The organism is Yoonia sp. F2084L (assembly GCF_023015625.1).
Taxonomy (GTDB): Bacteria; Pseudomonadota; Alphaproteobacteria; order Rhodobacterales; family Rhodobacteraceae; genus Yoonia.
This window is the reverse complement of record NZ_JALKAH010000003.1, coordinates 174032-188022: the sequence shown is the minus strand read 5'-3', so window position 1 is coordinate 188022 and position 13991 is coordinate 174032. Positions and strand designations below refer to the sequence as shown.

General features: G+C 56.0%; 16 protein-coding genes. 11 read left to right on the top strand and 5 right to left on the bottom strand.

Annotated features, from left to right (window positions below; genetic code table 11):
* Positions 1–123: 123 nt before the first annotated feature.
* The 3 genes from MWU60_RS09605 to MWU60_RS09595 all read right to left on the bottom strand — a co-directional run bounded on the left by MWU60_RS09605 (position 124) and on the right by MWU60_RS09595 (position 1768).
* The gene (locus MWU60_RS09605) at positions 124–963 is read right to left on the bottom strand and encodes a PA2778 family cysteine peptidase (protein ID WP_247227053.1); all 840 of its coding nucleotides are present in this window, start codon (positions 961–963) and stop codon (positions 124–126) included.
* A complete protein-coding gene (locus tag MWU60_RS09600; protein ID WP_247227052.1) occupies positions 951–1352 on the bottom strand; it encodes a PA2779 family protein in 402 nt (133 codons plus the stop codon). The genes MWU60_RS09605 and MWU60_RS09600 overlap by 13 nt, the downstream gene beginning before the upstream one ends.
* A gap of 128 nt (positions 1353–1480) precedes the next feature.
* The gene (locus MWU60_RS09595) at positions 1481–1768 is read right to left on the bottom strand and encodes a YggT family protein (RefSeq protein ID WP_247227486.1); all 288 of its coding nucleotides are present in this window, start codon (positions 1766–1768) and stop codon (positions 1481–1483) included.
* 138 nt (positions 1769–1906) lie between these two features.
* Here MWU60_RS09595 and MWU60_RS09590 point away from each other — a divergent pair, with 138 nt between their 5' ends.
* From MWU60_RS09590 to MWU60_RS09560, 7 genes are all read left to right on the top strand, one after another.
* Positions 1907–2449: an acyl-CoA thioesterase gene (locus MWU60_RS09590; protein WP_247227051.1), complete on the top strand. Its 543-nt coding sequence runs from the start codon at positions 1907–1909 to the stop codon at positions 2447–2449.
* A gap of 69 nt (positions 2450–2518) precedes the next feature.
* On the top strand, positions 2519–3895 hold the full coding sequence (locus MWU60_RS09585) for an MFS transporter (protein ID WP_247227050.1): 1377 nt from the start codon (positions 2519–2521) through the stop codon (positions 3893–3895).
* Positions 3880–4782 carry a penicillin-insensitive murein endopeptidase gene (gene mepA, locus MWU60_RS09580; RefSeq protein WP_247227049.1) on the top strand — a complete coding sequence of 301 codons (903 nt, stop codon included), beginning with the start codon at positions 3880–3882 and terminating at the stop codon, positions 4780–4782. Before MWU60_RS09585 ends, mepA begins: the two co-directional genes overlap by 16 nt.
* Positions 4783–4821: 39 nt before the next feature.
* Entirely contained in the window at positions 4822–5634 is an 813-nt protein-coding gene (locus MWU60_RS09575) for an esterase-like activity of phytase family protein (protein ID WP_247227048.1), read from the top strand.
* A gap of 78 nt (positions 5635–5712) precedes the next feature.
* Positions 5713–6354: a queuosine precursor transporter gene (locus tag MWU60_RS09570; protein WP_247227047.1), complete on the top strand. Its 642-nt coding sequence runs from the start codon at positions 5713–5715 to the stop codon at positions 6352–6354.
* Positions 6355–6657: 303 nt separating this feature from the next.
* Complete coding sequence (gene arfB / locus MWU60_RS09565) at positions 6658–7071, top strand: alternative ribosome rescue aminoacyl-tRNA hydrolase ArfB (protein WP_247227046.1); 414 nt, start codon at positions 6658–6660, stop codon at positions 7069–7071.
* An 88-nt stretch (positions 7072–7159) separates the two neighbouring features.
* A complete protein-coding gene (locus tag MWU60_RS09560) occupies positions 7160–8257 on the top strand; it encodes a diguanylate cyclase (RefSeq protein WP_247227045.1) in 1098 nt (365 codons plus the stop codon).
* A gap of 28 nt (positions 8258–8285) precedes the next feature.
* Here MWU60_RS09560 and pncB read toward each other — a convergent pair whose 3' ends face one another.
* Entirely contained in the window at positions 8286–9578 is a 1293-nt protein-coding gene (pncB, locus tag MWU60_RS09555) for a nicotinate phosphoribosyltransferase (protein WP_247227044.1), read from the bottom strand.
* Positions 9579–9650: 72 nt separating this feature from the next.
* Here pncB and MWU60_RS09550 point away from each other — a divergent pair, with 72 nt between their 5' ends.
* Together MWU60_RS09550 and MWU60_RS09545 are read left to right on the top strand one after the other, a co-directional pair.
* Positions 9651–10187 carry a hypothetical protein gene (locus MWU60_RS09550; protein ID WP_247227043.1) on the top strand — a complete coding sequence of 179 codons (537 nt, stop codon included), beginning with the start codon at positions 9651–9653 and terminating at the stop codon, positions 10185–10187.
* A gap of 37 nt (positions 10188–10224) precedes the next feature.
* A complete protein-coding gene (locus MWU60_RS09545; protein WP_247227042.1) occupies positions 10225–11082 on the top strand; it encodes a DMT family transporter in 858 nt (285 codons plus the stop codon).
* Here MWU60_RS09545 and pncA read toward each other — a convergent pair.
* Complete coding sequence (gene pncA / locus MWU60_RS09540) at positions 11079–11672, bottom strand: bifunctional nicotinamidase/pyrazinamidase (RefSeq protein WP_247227041.1); 594 nt, start codon at positions 11670–11672, stop codon at positions 11079–11081. The genes MWU60_RS09545 and pncA overlap by 4 nt on opposite strands.
* Positions 11673–11751: 79 nt before the next feature.
* Here pncA and MWU60_RS09535 point away from each other — a divergent pair, with 79 nt between their 5' ends.
* Both MWU60_RS09535 and MWU60_RS09530 read left to right on the top strand, forming a co-directional pair.
* A complete protein-coding gene (locus MWU60_RS09535; RefSeq protein WP_348644680.1) occupies positions 11752–13053 on the top strand; it encodes an Hsp70 family protein in 1302 nt (433 codons plus the stop codon).
* A gap of 24 nt (positions 13054–13077) precedes the next feature.
* Positions 13078–13983, top strand: a complete 906-nt coding sequence (locus tag MWU60_RS09530; RefSeq protein ID WP_247227040.1) for a rhodanese-related sulfurtransferase — start codon at positions 13078–13080, stop codon at positions 13981–13983.
* Positions 13984–13991: the final 8 nt, after the last annotated feature.

Below are 13991 nucleotides of genomic sequence, written 5' to 3'. Positions count from 1 at the left end.
GGGCTTTGTTGTCCAGAATAGACCATTTGCGCGGATTTATCGAAAGGTCGTGCGCGACCGCCAGCGCGACATTTGCGCCATGCGGGATTTCCGATGGGTTACCGGGGTTTCTGTTGGGTGGCGCTAGCTGGCGATCTCGGCTTCTACAAAAGCAAGATTCGCGCGAATCTCGGGGATTGATGGATCAAGTGCTCTTGCCCGCCTCAGCGCCTGCCGCGCGCCGCGCAGGTCTCCTTGGGCATAGCGTGCATTACCAAGTCCGAATTGCCAAAGCCAGTTTTCAGGCCACTGCGCCGCGCCGGTTTCATAAAGCGCTTCTGCGGCCTCAAGTTGGTCCACACGTTCCAGTGCTGCCGCAGCTGACAGCACGTCGGTTTCTGCGGCACTGACAGGCAATTGATCGGGCGGCAACACAACCAGCCCCCAATAGTCACCGCGCCGCCATGTTCGCTCAAAGACCGCGAAAGGCATCACCATTTGGTCTAACTGGCCGGAATTCAGGTAAACCTCATCCTTGGCAAAGTCGTAGCCTGTGACGACACCGTAGTGCCACACCGGGAAAACGCCCAGGCCGAGGTTTTGGAAAACGATTACCGGGTGACCTGCGGCAACTTCGGCGAGCAGCTGGTCAAAGTCGCCGATCTCAACCGCAAGCTGCCCCAAGCGACGACTACTGCCAATCATATCAGCCAGATAGGTCCCGCCAGCTCCCGGACTGAATGCCAGCGCTGCAACATCTTGTTGGCTGATATCCGCACCGGCCCATTGCATCACCATCGCGATTGAGGCGGGGCCGCAATAAAACGCCTCTTGCTGGATCAATGGCACGCCCGACACTTGGGCGCGGGTCGGCGCATCAATCGTCAGTCGCGCGTCAGGATCGAATGGCACAGCACAAGCCGCCAGCCAGCATAAAGCCAGCAGGCAGGCAAAGCGGCGACATAGGCGCGTTAGCGCACGCAACGTGTGAAGTTGAAGATCCGTGTCAGGCACAGGAGGTCAGTCACCAGCAGAATGATGAAGACCGTGAACAGGGTTCCTACGATGTCCGCACCGGCATTGTCGCGTTCCATCTGCGTCAGGATCGTCGAAATCTCGGCGTCAGACAGTGCGGCCAAACGCGCCTCGGCTTCTGCGGGATCAATGCCAAGCTCGATAATGCCCGCCTGTACGTCAGCGCGCTGCATTTCGTCCATCAACGCGTTGCGGTTCGACAAAGCGGTGTATTTGTTGATCGCGGCATCCGTGCCAAGCATCTCTGCCTGCGCCATTGTGACCGCTTGTGTTGCCAGAACCAGTTGCGCGGACAGAACTACTGCGACGCTTTTCTTCCCGATGTTCATAAGACCCATATCAATTTTCCCGAATTGGCGGCGTGCCCGTGCACACCGCGTTGCCCCGATTTCAGGTAGTTTTCAGTAATTTTGGCTGTGACGCAACCGATTGCTGCACCTCAAAAGGCCGATTGGCGAAAACCTGACTAGGCAAAAGCCATCATGTTGTTGATCAGGAAGATGCGCAAAATCTCGATCCCGACCAGAACCACGATGGGTGACAGATCAATGCCGCCCAGATTGGGCATGAAACGGCGCACACGGCTGTATATCGGTTCAAGGATGCGTTCCAACCCATACCAGACCTGCCCCACGAACTCTTGCCGGATGTTAAGCACTTCAAAACGGATCAGCCAGCTCATGATAAAATGGGCAATCACGAAGAAACGGACAACGCCGAGGATGAGCAGAATAGCTTGGATGATTGTCAGCATTGAAGTGAAGTCCTTTGTTTCGTCGGCCATGACCTAAGCACTTGCGCCTGCCCCGGCAAGTCCAAGGTTGCCGCGAGGTCAAAGTTGACGTTTACGTCAAGCACGCGCATTCATGCATCAAAGCAAAGGACGCCGCCAATGTATCCTATGGTACGTTTGATTAAAGAAGTCGTGAAGGCCCGCCGCATGCCGCCCCTTCATGCATTAGGCAGTCATGTGTCGCATCATCGGTGCTGGCCGCAGGATCTTGATTACTTCATGGAAATGAACAACGGGCGTATCCTGACGATACTGGACCTTGGCCGCACGGGCCTTGCGCAGCGTGTCGGGTTGCTGACAGCGTTGCGCAAAAACCGCTGGGGCCTCACCATTGCCGGGTCGTCTGTCCGCTATCGCAAACGCATAAGACCTTTCGTCAAGTTCCGCATCGTCAGCAAGGCTGTCGGCTGGAGCGAGCGTTTCTTTTACTTGGAACAGACCATCTGGATCGGCGAAGACTGTGCGGTTCAGGCGCTCTACCGCTCTGCTGTGACCGACAAGAACGGGATCGTGAACCCGGTCCATGTTTTTGCCGCTATCGGTATGGATCAGCCCTCACCCGAAAAACCGGCTTGGGTGCAGGCGTGGATTGATGCCGACAATACAAGGCCCTGGCCACCCGCAAACGACGGTACGTCGTAAGAAAGATTTCTTGCCAGCCAAGGGCTTATCTGTGTCTTATTCCCGCAAGGCAAGCGCAGGGTAAGACATATGGCAGTGGCAAAGAAACGTATCTGGGGGTGGATGGCCTTTGATTGGGCATCGCAACCTTTTTATACACTTGGCCTGACCTTTATCTTCGGCCCCTATTTCGCGGTTGTCGCGACCGAGTATTTCCTCAGTACCGGACTGGACGATGGCGCCGCCAAAGCGCAATCGCAGGCGGTTTGGTCACTGGGGCAAACGGTTGCTGGCCTTATGATCGCATTTACAGCCCCGTTTTTGGGGGCTTTTGCCGATAACTCTGGCCGCAAAATGCCGTGGATTGCTTTCTTTTCCGTGGTCTATGTCGTGGCCGCGTTCATGCTCTGGGGTCTGACGCCCGATGGGTCCACCATCATGCTGACCCTGATCATCTTCTATGTGGGGTTTTTTGCTGCTGAAAGCGCGCTGAACTTCGTCAACGCGATCTTGCCCTCGCTTGGCAACGATCAAGAGGTGGGGCGCATATCCGGCTCGGGTGCTGCGTTTGGGTATTGGGGCGGTGTGACATCGCTGTTCATCATGCTGATCTTTTTTGCCGAGAACGATCAAGGGGTCACATTCGTGGGATTGACCCCTTTGTTTGGCTTGGACCCTGACCTGCGCGAAGGCACCCGCTTTGTGGGGCCGTTCATCGCACTTTGGTATGCGATCTTTATCATCCCCTTCTTTATGTTCGTGCGTGACAACCCAAAAGCCGAAAAGAAATCCACGAAACTGAGCGCCGTTTGGGGCGAACTTCTGGAGACCCTGCGCTCTGTCTTCCATCGCAAAAGCCTGCTGAACTTTCTTGTGGGGTCGATGTTTTACCGTGATGCTTTGAATGCCCTCTATGCCTTTGGCGGCGTTTACGCAGCCTTGGTTCTGGACTGGCAAACCACACAAATTGGTATCTTCGGCATTATCGCTGCCATTGCCGCTGCGGTGACCACTTGGCTGTCCGGGCTCGCGGACTCGCGGATTGGCCCCAAACCCGTCATTCGGATCGCCGTATGGGTGTTGATCCTTGTCTCTGTGACCATCGTTGGCATGTCCCGCGAGACGCTTTTTGGTGTGCCGTTGGCCGAAGGGTCCGCCTTGCCCGACATCATCTTCTACATTTGTGGCGTTTGTATCGGCGGGGCGGGTGGCGCTGTCTATGCCTCATCCCGGTCGATGATGGTCCGCCATACCCATCCTGATCGCCCAGCCGAGGCGTTCGGCCTTTTTGCGCTGACCGGTAAAGCGACTGCATTTCTTGCTCCTGCGTTGATCACTTTGTTCACGGTGATGACCGGTAACAATCAATTAGGGTTCCTGCCCGTAATCTTCCTTTTCCTGATTGGCCTTTTGTTGCTACGATGGGTCAATAAAGACGGAGATCGCGCAGAATGGTCCGCTTCATAATCGCAGCAGTATTGATGGCAGGTTTGACAGCATGTCAGGCCGAAGATCCGCCTGCTGTCAGTCTTGCAACCCAGAATGTCAGCGACACGCGGGTCGCAAAGACCCTTTTCGGTGCAGCACCCGTCAGTTCACCTCAACCACCCCAGCCTTTTGGCGGCTATGCGCGCGGCTGTCAGGCCGGCGCCCAGCAATTGCCCGAAACCGGACCGACATGGCAGGCGATGCGCCTGTCGCGCAACCGCAATTGGGCGCAACCCAAAACCATCGAATATGTGCGTGACCTCAGCCGTTTTGCCGCCACGCAACCGGGTTGGGAAGGACTATATGTCGGCGATATGAGCCAGCCGCGCGGTGGACCGATGCTGACCGGGCATCGCAGCCATCAGACGGGGTTGGACGTTGATATCTGGATGCTGCCGCCGGACCGGCTTGATCTGACGGTGCAGGAACGCGAGAACCTGTCGTCCATTTCGATGCGTCGCAGCGCGGGTGCATTCACCAACAATCGCTGGACCCCACAGCATGAAGCGATCATTCGCGCCGCCGCATCTGATCCACGCACAGCCCGCATCTTTGTTTTCCCCGGTGCAAAAGTTGCGATGTGCAATTCCGCAACCGGTGATCGAAGCTGGCTGAACAAAGTGCGCCCTTGGTGGGGGCATCATTACCATTTCCACGTGCGGCTGAACTGCCCTGAGGGTTCTGTTGGATGCACCAATCAAGCCCCGCCGCCACCCGGTGATGGCTGCGCCGAGGCGCAAGGCTGGGTTGACCGCATCCTGAACCCACCACCACCCGATCCTGATGCACCGCCACCCACACCGCGTGCCGAATTGACGATGGCCAATTTACCAGGCCAGTGCCTGAACGTGCTGAACGCTGAATAAGTGCTGCGATTTCTCTGCTTTTTTGTCCTTCTCAGGGCCGTGCCTGCCTATGCAGAAGCGGTGTTTCTAGGCAGCTACGAATGGTCAGTCACCGACCCTCGCTTTGGCGGTTTCTCAGCCATTGAAGTGACACCCGACGGTAGTGGTTTTATCGCCCTAAGCGATCGTGGAAGCTTTGTAGAGGGCCGTTTCGAAAGAGAGCGCGGCATCATCAATGATGTGGAATTGACAGGTCTTCACCGTCTGACGAATGAAAATGGCGTGGCCTTGCAAGGCAAGGAAAATGACAGCGAAGGGCTGGCGGTTGGCGCAGAGGGGTTGCTTTGGGTGTCGTTCGAAGCGGCACATGGCATCCGCAAATTCGACGGTATTGATCAACCAGCATCACCGCTGATCACATCAGCCGCTTTTGAACGTCTTCAAATCAACTCCTCGCTGGAAGCGCTGGCGATCGGGCCGGACGGCGCGCTTTATACCATGCCAGAGAGGTCTGGGCGGGCGACAACCCCCTTTCCGGTTTACCGCTTCAAAGACGGTGTCTGGGATCAGCCCTTTGATATTCGGCGCACAGGTCCCTACCTGATTTCAGGCGCTGATATCGGACCCGACGGGTTGCTCTATATTCTGGAGCGTGACTTTGCCGGGATCGGGTTTCGCAACCGGATCAGACGGTTTGCGTTGGATGGCAGTAACGAGGAACTGATCCTGGAAACCGGCCTGCGGACCCATGACAATCTGGAAGGGATCAGCGTCTGGAAAGACACCGACGGCCTACGCATCACCCTGATCTCCGACGACAACTTTCGCAGCTTTCAACGAACCGAGATCGTGGAATACCGATTGACGCAGTAGCCCAGCGGCGTTAGATCGCCGATGTCCCCGGCAACCGGGGGCCAAGTGCCGCACCCTTGTCAAAACGGAATTTATCAAATGACACGTATCCTTCCCGGCGTCCTCGCCATGGCCATCATTGTTGTGGCGTCCAATATCCTTGTGCAATTCCTGATCCTTGATGGGCTGCTGACTTGGGGGGCGTTTACCTATCCGCTCGCCTTTCTGGTGACCGATGTGATGAATCGGGTCTATGGACCAGCGGCGGCCCGGAAGGTTGTGTTCTCTGGTCTGATCGTCGGGATCGCCTGTTCGCTTGTCGGGTCCCAAATCATGATCCAAGGGGATGGTTTCGAATATCCCGCCGTCGCCCTGCGGATCGCGATTGGCTCAGCCACAGCATTTTTGGTGGCACAACTACTTGATATCGCAGTGTTTCACCGCCTACGCGAAGGATCGTGGTGGAAAGCACCGCTGGGCAGCACGCTTGTAGGGTCAACCGTGGACACGGCGATCTTTTTCTCGATCGCATTCGCCGCTGCATTCAACAGCTTCAGCACATCCGCGGCCGAAGAAGTGATATGGGCGCAAGACACCGCACCGCTTTTGCTGACCGGCCCTGACGCGCCGCTTTGGGTGACTTTGGCCATTGCAGATTGGGGTGTGAAGCTAACCATTGCGCTGCTGGCTTTGGTTCCGTTCCGCATCATTGTGACGCGTCTGTTGCTGCGCGGCGCCTAAACACGAAATCAGGTATCTTTTTACTTGAAATATACCAAATCTGTGCGACTCTCTTTTCAGGCGAAACATTTGAAAGGAGGTGATCCAGTGCATCATGAGGTATTGGAGAAGTGTGTCGGGACAACTTGGGAGGATCGCAGCTAGGGCAGCCCTTGGCTGACGAACACCCAAGGTGGAGATCCTAACCGACCCACCTCCGTGATTCAGGAAAGGGCCATCCCGTCGCCGGGGTGGCCCTTTTTCTGTGGGGCTCGCAAAATTCCAGAATTTTGTTATTCCTCGGACGGGAGCTTGAAGAGCAAGATGAAAATCAATGATCAAATCGAGATCGCCGACTGGGAGCTGACGGAAAGCTTTGCCCGGTCCTCTGGTCCCGGCGGGCAGAACGTCAATAAGGTATCAACAGCCGTGGAATTGCGTTTTGAGGCCGAACGCTCACCCAATCTGCCTGCCACGGTGAAAGCCCGGTTGAAGCGTTTGGCCGGGCGCCGCTGGACCTTAGACGGTGCAATTGTGCTGTTTGTTCAGGAAACCCGGAGCCAAGCACGCAATCGCGAGATCGCCAAAGAACGGCTTGTCGATCTGATCAGACGGGCCTGCGAAAAACCGAAACGCCGCATTCCAACCAAGCCGACCTATGGATCGGTAAAACGTCGTTTGGCAGGAAAGAAGGCGCGCAGCGAAGTGAAAGCATTGCGCGGAAAGGTTGATGACTAAGCGGGTAACGCAATTTCTTGGTTTTCGTCACCGATTGTTAAGGGATTTGGTTAATATCTGAGAGCATTCGATCGTTGGATGTTCCGTTATGCTACAATTTCAAATCCTGCTTACCCCCGTTATTGCCCTTTTGGGTCTTGCGTTTCTGTTCAATGCGATCTTGCGTCGTTATCACGAAACCAAGCATGAACAATTGGCATTCGGTATCCTTTTCGGCGCAACAATTGTGATCGGAATGACCAACCCGCTCTCACTTGGTGAAGGTTTGATCTTTGACACGCGCACCTTGTTGTTGGGTAGTGCGGTCGTATTCGTTGGGCCGGTCGCTGGTGCCGTTGCGTTGGTGGCTGGGGTCGCATGCCGATTGTTTATTGGGGGTGCCGGCACGTTTACCGGGGTCGTCGGCTTGTTTCTTGCCTTTGGGATTGCAATCGCCTGGTACTATCTGATGCGAAATCGCATCACCAACAAGATCCTAAGCGACATTCTTCTGGGTTTCGCGATGACCTTGTCGATTTTCGCGCTGTTTGTACTGCCACGCAATCTGGCCATAGACCTGTTTGTATCTATCCTTCCAACACTGCTTATCTGCAACGTCATCGGTACTGTTGCCATTGGTTTGGTCTTTCGACGGGAAATGCGTTACTTTCAGGACAATAAGGAACTTGCCGCCCACGCCCAGACCGATGCGCTGACACATCTGCTAAATCGGCGTGGCATGGAGAGCGAGATTGGCTCAGCGAAGTTCGATGCCTCTCGCGGGCACGCGCTGTTTTACTTCGATATTGATAACTTCAAACACATCAATGATACGTTTGGCCATCCATCGGGCGACGCGACGCTTGCAATCATGGCCGCGCGCATCCGCGAGACTATCCGTGGCGAAGCAATTTTTGCCCGGCATGGCGGTGACGAATTCTCTATCTATATGCCGGGCCTTGATGCGGCAGATGTACAGGCGGTCGGTGACAGACTTTGCGCTGTCGTATCCGGTCAGAAGTTCACCCATGACAGCAATACATTTGCTGTGTCCATCAGCATTGGGGCCTATTGGACGAAGCAAGATTTGCCCCTGCAAGACATGATTGACCGCGCTGATACGCAACTACTGTTGGCAAAGCGCGCAGGAAAAGGGCGAGCACAAGTGGCTTATGGCAACGACAACAGCGCGGTCGAAGTCGCATAAGTCGGCGCAGTGCAGTTGGAACTGATGGCTAGACCAAGACCTCCATTTCGTCCTGCTGACCAACGCCAAAGACCCGCTTATACCGTGCGATTTCCTCTGCAGGACCCATCGCCTTTCGCGGATTGTCACTCAGCTTAACAGTCGGTCGGTCGTTGGCTTTGACCGCCTTACAAACAAGCGAGAACGGTGCCAGCGCATCATCAGCCACCAACCCCTTGAAGTCATTGGTCAGCATCGTGCCCCAGCCAAAACTGACGCGACAGCGACCATGAAACTGTTTGTGCAGCTCAGAGATTTTTTCAACATCAAGCCCGTCCGAGAAGATGACCAGCTTTTCGCGTGGATCCTCGCCCCGCGATGTCCACCAATTGATCGCGGTTTCAGCCCCCGTTGCCGGATCACCACTATCGACGCGAATGCCGGTCCAGCCCGCCAACCAGTCTGGCGCGCCTGCAAGAAACCCTTCGGTGCCATAGGTATCAGGCAAGATGATACGCAAATTCCCGTCATGTTCTTCCTGCCAATCGGCCAAAACATCATAGGGTGACTGTCGTAACGCTTCATCGGTGTCAGCCAAAGCAGCATAGACCATGGGCAATTCATGGGCGTTTGTACCAATCGCCTCGATTTCGCGCATCATGGCGATCCGGCAATTGGATGTACCGGTAAAGTTACGGCCGAGGCCTTCCATCATCGCCTGCACGCACCAGTCCTGCCACAGGTAGGAATGCCTGCGTCTGGTCCCAAAGTCAGCAACGCGCAGATCGGTGATCGGTTTGAGGTGATCGACTTTTTCCCAAAGCTTGGTCATCGCGCGGGCATAAAGCACCTGAAGTTCAAATTTGCCCATGTCAGCCAGCACGGCCCGGTTACGCAATTCCATGATCACGGCAAGGGCTGGAATTTCCCACAGCATGACCTCGGGCCATGTGCCTTCAAACGTCAGCTCATATTGCCCATCCCTCTTTTCAAGATGGTAGGGTGGCAGTTGCAGGTTTTCGAACCACTCCATAAAGGCAGGGGTAAACATCTGCCGTTTGCCATAAAACGTGTTACCGCGCAGCCAGGTGCTTTCGCCGCGCGTCAGCCGAAGCGACCGGATATGGTCAAGCTGTTCGCGCAACTCGCCCTCGTCGACCAGGTCTGCCAAGTGGATTGTTTTCGTCCGGTTGATCAGAGAAAAAGTGACTTGCGTGTCAGGATGATTGCGAAACACCGACTGGCACATCAGCAGCTTGTAAAAATCGGTGTCGATCAGCGACCGCACAATCGGGTCAATCTTCCATTTGTGGTTCCAGACCCGCGTGGCAATGTCGACCATATTCAGTTCCCCCTATCGGCGCTTACGTGTTAGATCAATTGGGCGCAGGGGTGGCAAGGGGGCCGTAACAACATGGCATTGCGTTATGATTTTGACATGGTCGCGGTGACGCCCGCGGGCCTGCCTGATACGTTCAACGATCTCGAAATCACCGGGGTCGGCGCTGAGAAAGTCGCGATGTTCCGCGATCCGCAAACCGTTGCGGCGCTAAAGCAGGCGGATGCGGTGGTGCAAAGCTTCCTGACTGACAGCGGTTTCGCCTTGCAGCACTATGATAGTGGAGCCCCGCCGGGTCGCTTTCCGGTCCGGGACGAGGACGCCCGCATCGCGGTGATTGAAAAGCTTTCGGCGAACCTGGGCACCCATAACCTGAGTGGCGCAAATTGGGGTGGGTTCGAGTTTCAAGCGTTTATGGAAGCCTTGTCCAAAGCCGAACCCATCGAAAACGAATTGCTTGCCCCCACAAGGCAGTCACCACGTATCGACACAGAACTTGCGGCGGCGCGCATCGCATCGCAGCAAAAGAAAGGCCGTCGCCTGATGGCACTGGGCGGATTAATGCTGGGTTTGGTCCTGCTGTTCTATGTCGCAACACAAGCATTGATGTGATTTAAGCGCCGCAAACGCACGCAAAGGCACTGATCACATGACGGCATCACCCTATTCCGCCCGATTGGTTGGTGCGGTTGTTTTGGCTATGACGCTGATCGTGGGCGGTGATGCCGCAGCGACTGTTTTGACTGGTGCTGGATTTCCGCAAACCTTTGTGGCTTGGACCCGTTTTGCACTTGCCGCGCTCTTGCTGGCCCCGCTTTGCGGATTGGTCCGGGCCGACCGGAGCCATTTTGCCGATTGGCGACTTTACCTGCGCGCAGGTCTGATCGTGGGTGGCATTGTCAGCATCCTGACGGCACTGAAAACCGAGCCGATGGCGAATGTCTTCGCCGGGTTCTTTGTGGGGCCTGTCGTGTCGTATTTCCTGTCCGCCGCGCTGTTGGGCGAACGGATTACGCCGGTGCGGACCTTCTTGCTGTTGATCAGCTTTGCAGGTGTTTTGCTTGTCGTACGCCCCGGCTTTGGGATGACGACCGGCATGGGGTTTGCCATTCTGGCAGGCTGTTTTCACGGCGCATATCTGGTGGCGACACGGTGGTTGGCAGGTGAATTCCGGCCTCGGTTTTTGTTGTTTTCACAGCTTCTTATCGGTGCCATCCTATTGTCGCCCTTTGCGTTTTCAACAATTCCTGATGTGTCACTGTCCCTCTTTGGCTTGATCACCATCTCGGCGCTTGGGTCGGCCGGGGGCAACCTTTTGCTGGTGCTTGTGAACCGCACGACACCAGCGGGCGTCGTGGCGCCATTGATCTACAGCCAGCTTTTGGCGGCCATGGTGATCGGCTGGGCGGTCTTTGGGCAATGGCCTGATGGGCTTAGCCTTGCAGGTCTTGCCATTATCATGGTGGCAGGCGTGTCGTCCGTCTGGTTCGCTGGTAGGGGACGTTAGGCGAGGCTCACACCAGCGCCCGTCATGCCCTCTTTGGCCACATCAAGTGAACCGTCAAAATCAATGGCCCGGCAGAGCGCCATATCCACAGTCACATTGAACCCCAGTTTGGCGGCATCGACCGCCGAGTAATTCACACAAAAATCCGTCGCCAACCCCACAAGTGTCAGCGTGTCGATACCGCGCGTGCGCAGATATCCTTCCAATCCGGTTGGTGTTGTTTTGTCATTCTCGAAAAACGCCGAATAGCTGTCGATGGCCGGGTTATAACCTTTGCGAATAATCAGATCAGCCCGGTCCGTTTGCAGGTCAGCATGGAACGCCGCACCCTGCGTGCCTTGGATACAGTGATCAGGCCAAAGCACCTGCGGGCCATAGGGCATTTCGGTCATACTCATGGGTTCTGCATTGTGGCTGGATGCAAAAGACGAATGCCCCGCCGGATGCCAGTCTTGCGTCAGAATGACCGCATCAAAACCCGCCATAGCCGCGTTGATGCCCGCGACGATGTCATCCCCGCCTGCCACAGCCAGCGCACCGCCGGGGCAAAAGTCGTTCTGAACGTCAACCACAAGAAGGGCGTGTGTCATGGCAGGCTCCGCATTTCGATGAAGCCACGTTAGCGAGGGAATGATCGAACCGCGACCACTTAATGCGGGGACTTGCGCTTTGCCCCTGTTTTTCATATCGCCTGCGTCTTTCACATTTGAACGGGCGGCTGAAATGGCGACTTTGGGTATCGACTTTGGGACCTCCAACACCGCAGCAGGGGTGATGGCTGCGGGTCGTCCGCATCTGATCACGATAGAACCGGGGCGCAAGACGCTGCCGACATCCGTTTTCTTTGACTATGACCGCAAAGTCACGACCTATGGGTCAGTTGCCAATGCCGCGCTGATTGATGGTCGCGAAGGGCGGTTCATGCGTGCGCTGAAATCGGTACTGGGCACGCCGTTGATGCGCGAAAAACGTCAGATTGCCTATGAACGGCTTACGTTGATTGAGGTTGTTGCGCGGTTTCTGCGGATGATCCGGGAACGCGCAGAGGCTGAGACAGGGCAGACCTATGATACCGCCCTTTCCGGACGCCCCGTTCGGTTTCATTCAACCGACCCCGCACGCAATGCACAGGCCGAGGTTGATCTACGCGAGGCTTATATGGTTGCCGGGTACAAAGACGTGTCTTTCATGTTTGAGCCTGAGGCGGCAGCACTGGCGAGTGGTCCACTTGCCAAGGGTGACTTGGGTTTGATCGTAGATATTGGTGGCGGCACGTCTGACTTTTCGATCTTTGAACGCGATGGTGATGTGACCCGCATTATTGCCAGCCACGGCGTCCGCGTGGGCGGGACGGATTTTGACCGCTCAATCAGTATTTCCAAAGTTATGCCGTTGCTGGGACGCGGTGCTGAGGTGCGAAATGCTTTGGGCGAAGGGCGTCATGTCGCGCCGAATGCGATCTTCAATGACCTCGCGACATGGCAGAAAATTCCGTTTGTCTATTCGGCTGAGAACCGGCGGATGGCTGCGGATTTTGCAAAACTGGGCATTGATCCCGCACTCTTTGCCAGGCTGAAACTGGTGCTGGACATGGAACTGGGCCACGACATCGCCTTTGCCGTCGAGGCCGGAAAAATCCAGTTGAACCAGCCTGATCTGTGCGAAGCTGGCATTGATTTGCGCGTTATTGAGCCTGCATTGTGGGCGCAGCTGACCCAAGCGGTGATGGATGACGTGCTGGCAGACCATGCAGCACAGATCGCCGATTGTGCGCAAGAGACGCTGAACATGGCCGATGTATCGCCCGCACAGATTGGCAAGATCGTTTTTGTGGGTGGCTCCAGCCTTTTGAAGGTGGTTGAGGACATTATGATCACGATGTTCCCCCACGCTGCCCTTGAACGCGCAGAGGCATTTACCGCCGTTGCCGATGGTCTGGCCATCGCTGCATCGCGTGACTTGCCCCTTTGATCCGACAGGCGTATCTGAGGCCCCATGTTTACCGTCGCAGCCCTTTATCACTTCACCCGTTTTGACGATCCCGCTGCTTTGCAGGGGCCGCTGTTAGAATTGTGCCAGTCGCATAAGGTCATGGGTACGCTTTTGCTGGCCAACGAAGGGGTCAACGGCACCATCGCGGGTGATCGTGGCAGCATTGATACTGTACTCGCGCAAATCCGCGCCCTGCCCGGCTGTGCCGATCTGGAGCATAAGGAAAGCACCGCGACAGTGGCCCCTTTTCACCGGATGAAGGTGCGCCTGAAAAAGGAAATCGTCACGATGGGCCAACCGGATGTCGATCCGGTGGCACGCGTTGGCAACTACGTGGACCCCGCTGATTGGAACGATCTGATCAGCGCGCCAGATGTCGCTGTGATTGATACGCGCAACGATTACGAGGTCGCGATTGGCACGTTTGAGGGGGCTGTCGATCCGGAAACCAAAAGCTTCGGTGAATTCCCCGAGTGGTGGGAAAAAAACAAGCATCGGTTTCACAATAAGCGTGTTGCGATGTTCTGCACGGGCGGGATCAGATGCGAAAAATCCACGAATTACCTGCTGGGCCAAGGGGTTGAGGATGTGTATCACCTGAAAGGTGGCATCCTGAAATATCTTGAAGAGGTGCCACAGGAAGACAGCAAATGGGACGGCGAATGCTTCGTCTTTGATGCCCGCGTCAGCGTGGGGCATGGGCTGGCGGAAGGCCCGCATATCCTGTGTCACGCCTGCCGACGCCCCATTGTCCCTGAGGACCGCGCCCATCCGGCGTTTGAGCAAGGTGTGTCTTGCCATTACTGCATTGATGAGACGACAGAAGAGGACAAAGGCCGCTTCCGCGAACGTCAAAAGCAAATGCAACTGGCCAAAGAACGCGGCACACACCACATCGGCGGGCTCTAGGCCCATCG

Excerpts from the sequence above, each read along its gene's own strand:
- MWU60_RS09600 (WP_247227052.1), bottom strand. The coding sequence starts at position 1,352 with ATGGGTCTTATGAACATCGGGAAGAAAAGCGTCGCAGTAGTTCTGTCC.
- MWU60_RS09595 (WP_247227486.1), bottom strand. The coding sequence starts at position 1,768 with ATGCTGACAATCATCCAAGCTATTCTGCTCATCCTCGGCGTTGTCCGT.
- MWU60_RS09590 (WP_247227051.1), top strand. The coding sequence starts at position 1,907 with ATGTATCCTATGGTACGTTTGATTAAAGAAGTCGTGAAGGCCCGCCGC.
- MWU60_RS09585 (WP_247227050.1), top strand. The coding sequence starts at position 2,519 with ATGGCAGTGGCAAAGAAACGTATCTGGGGGTGGATGGCCTTTGATTGG.
- mepA (WP_247227049.1), top strand. The coding sequence starts at position 3,880 with ATGGTCCGCTTCATAATCGCAGCAGTATTGATGGCAGGTTTGACAGCA.
- MWU60_RS09570 (WP_247227047.1), top strand. The coding sequence starts at position 5,713 with ATGACACGTATCCTTCCCGGCGTCCTCGCCATGGCCATCATTGTTGTG.
- arfB (WP_247227046.1), top strand. The coding sequence starts at position 6,658 with ATGAAAATCAATGATCAAATCGAGATCGCCGACTGGGAGCTGACGGAA.
- MWU60_RS09560 (WP_247227045.1), top strand. The coding sequence starts at position 7,160 with ATGCTACAATTTCAAATCCTGCTTACCCCCGTTATTGCCCTTTTGGGT.
- pncB (WP_247227044.1), bottom strand. The coding sequence starts at position 9,578 with ATGGTCGACATTGCCACGCGGGTCTGGAACCACAAATGGAAGATTGAC.
- MWU60_RS09550 (WP_247227043.1), top strand. The coding sequence starts at position 9,651 with ATGGCATTGCGTTATGATTTTGACATGGTCGCGGTGACGCCCGCGGGC.
- MWU60_RS09545 (WP_247227042.1), top strand. The coding sequence starts at position 10,225 with ATGACGGCATCACCCTATTCCGCCCGATTGGTTGGTGCGGTTGTTTTG.
- pncA (WP_247227041.1), bottom strand. The coding sequence starts at position 11,672 with ATGACACACGCCCTTCTTGTGGTTGACGTTCAGAACGACTTTTGCCCC.
- MWU60_RS09530 (WP_247227040.1), top strand. The coding sequence starts at position 13,078 with ATGTTTACCGTCGCAGCCCTTTATCACTTCACCCGTTTTGACGATCCC.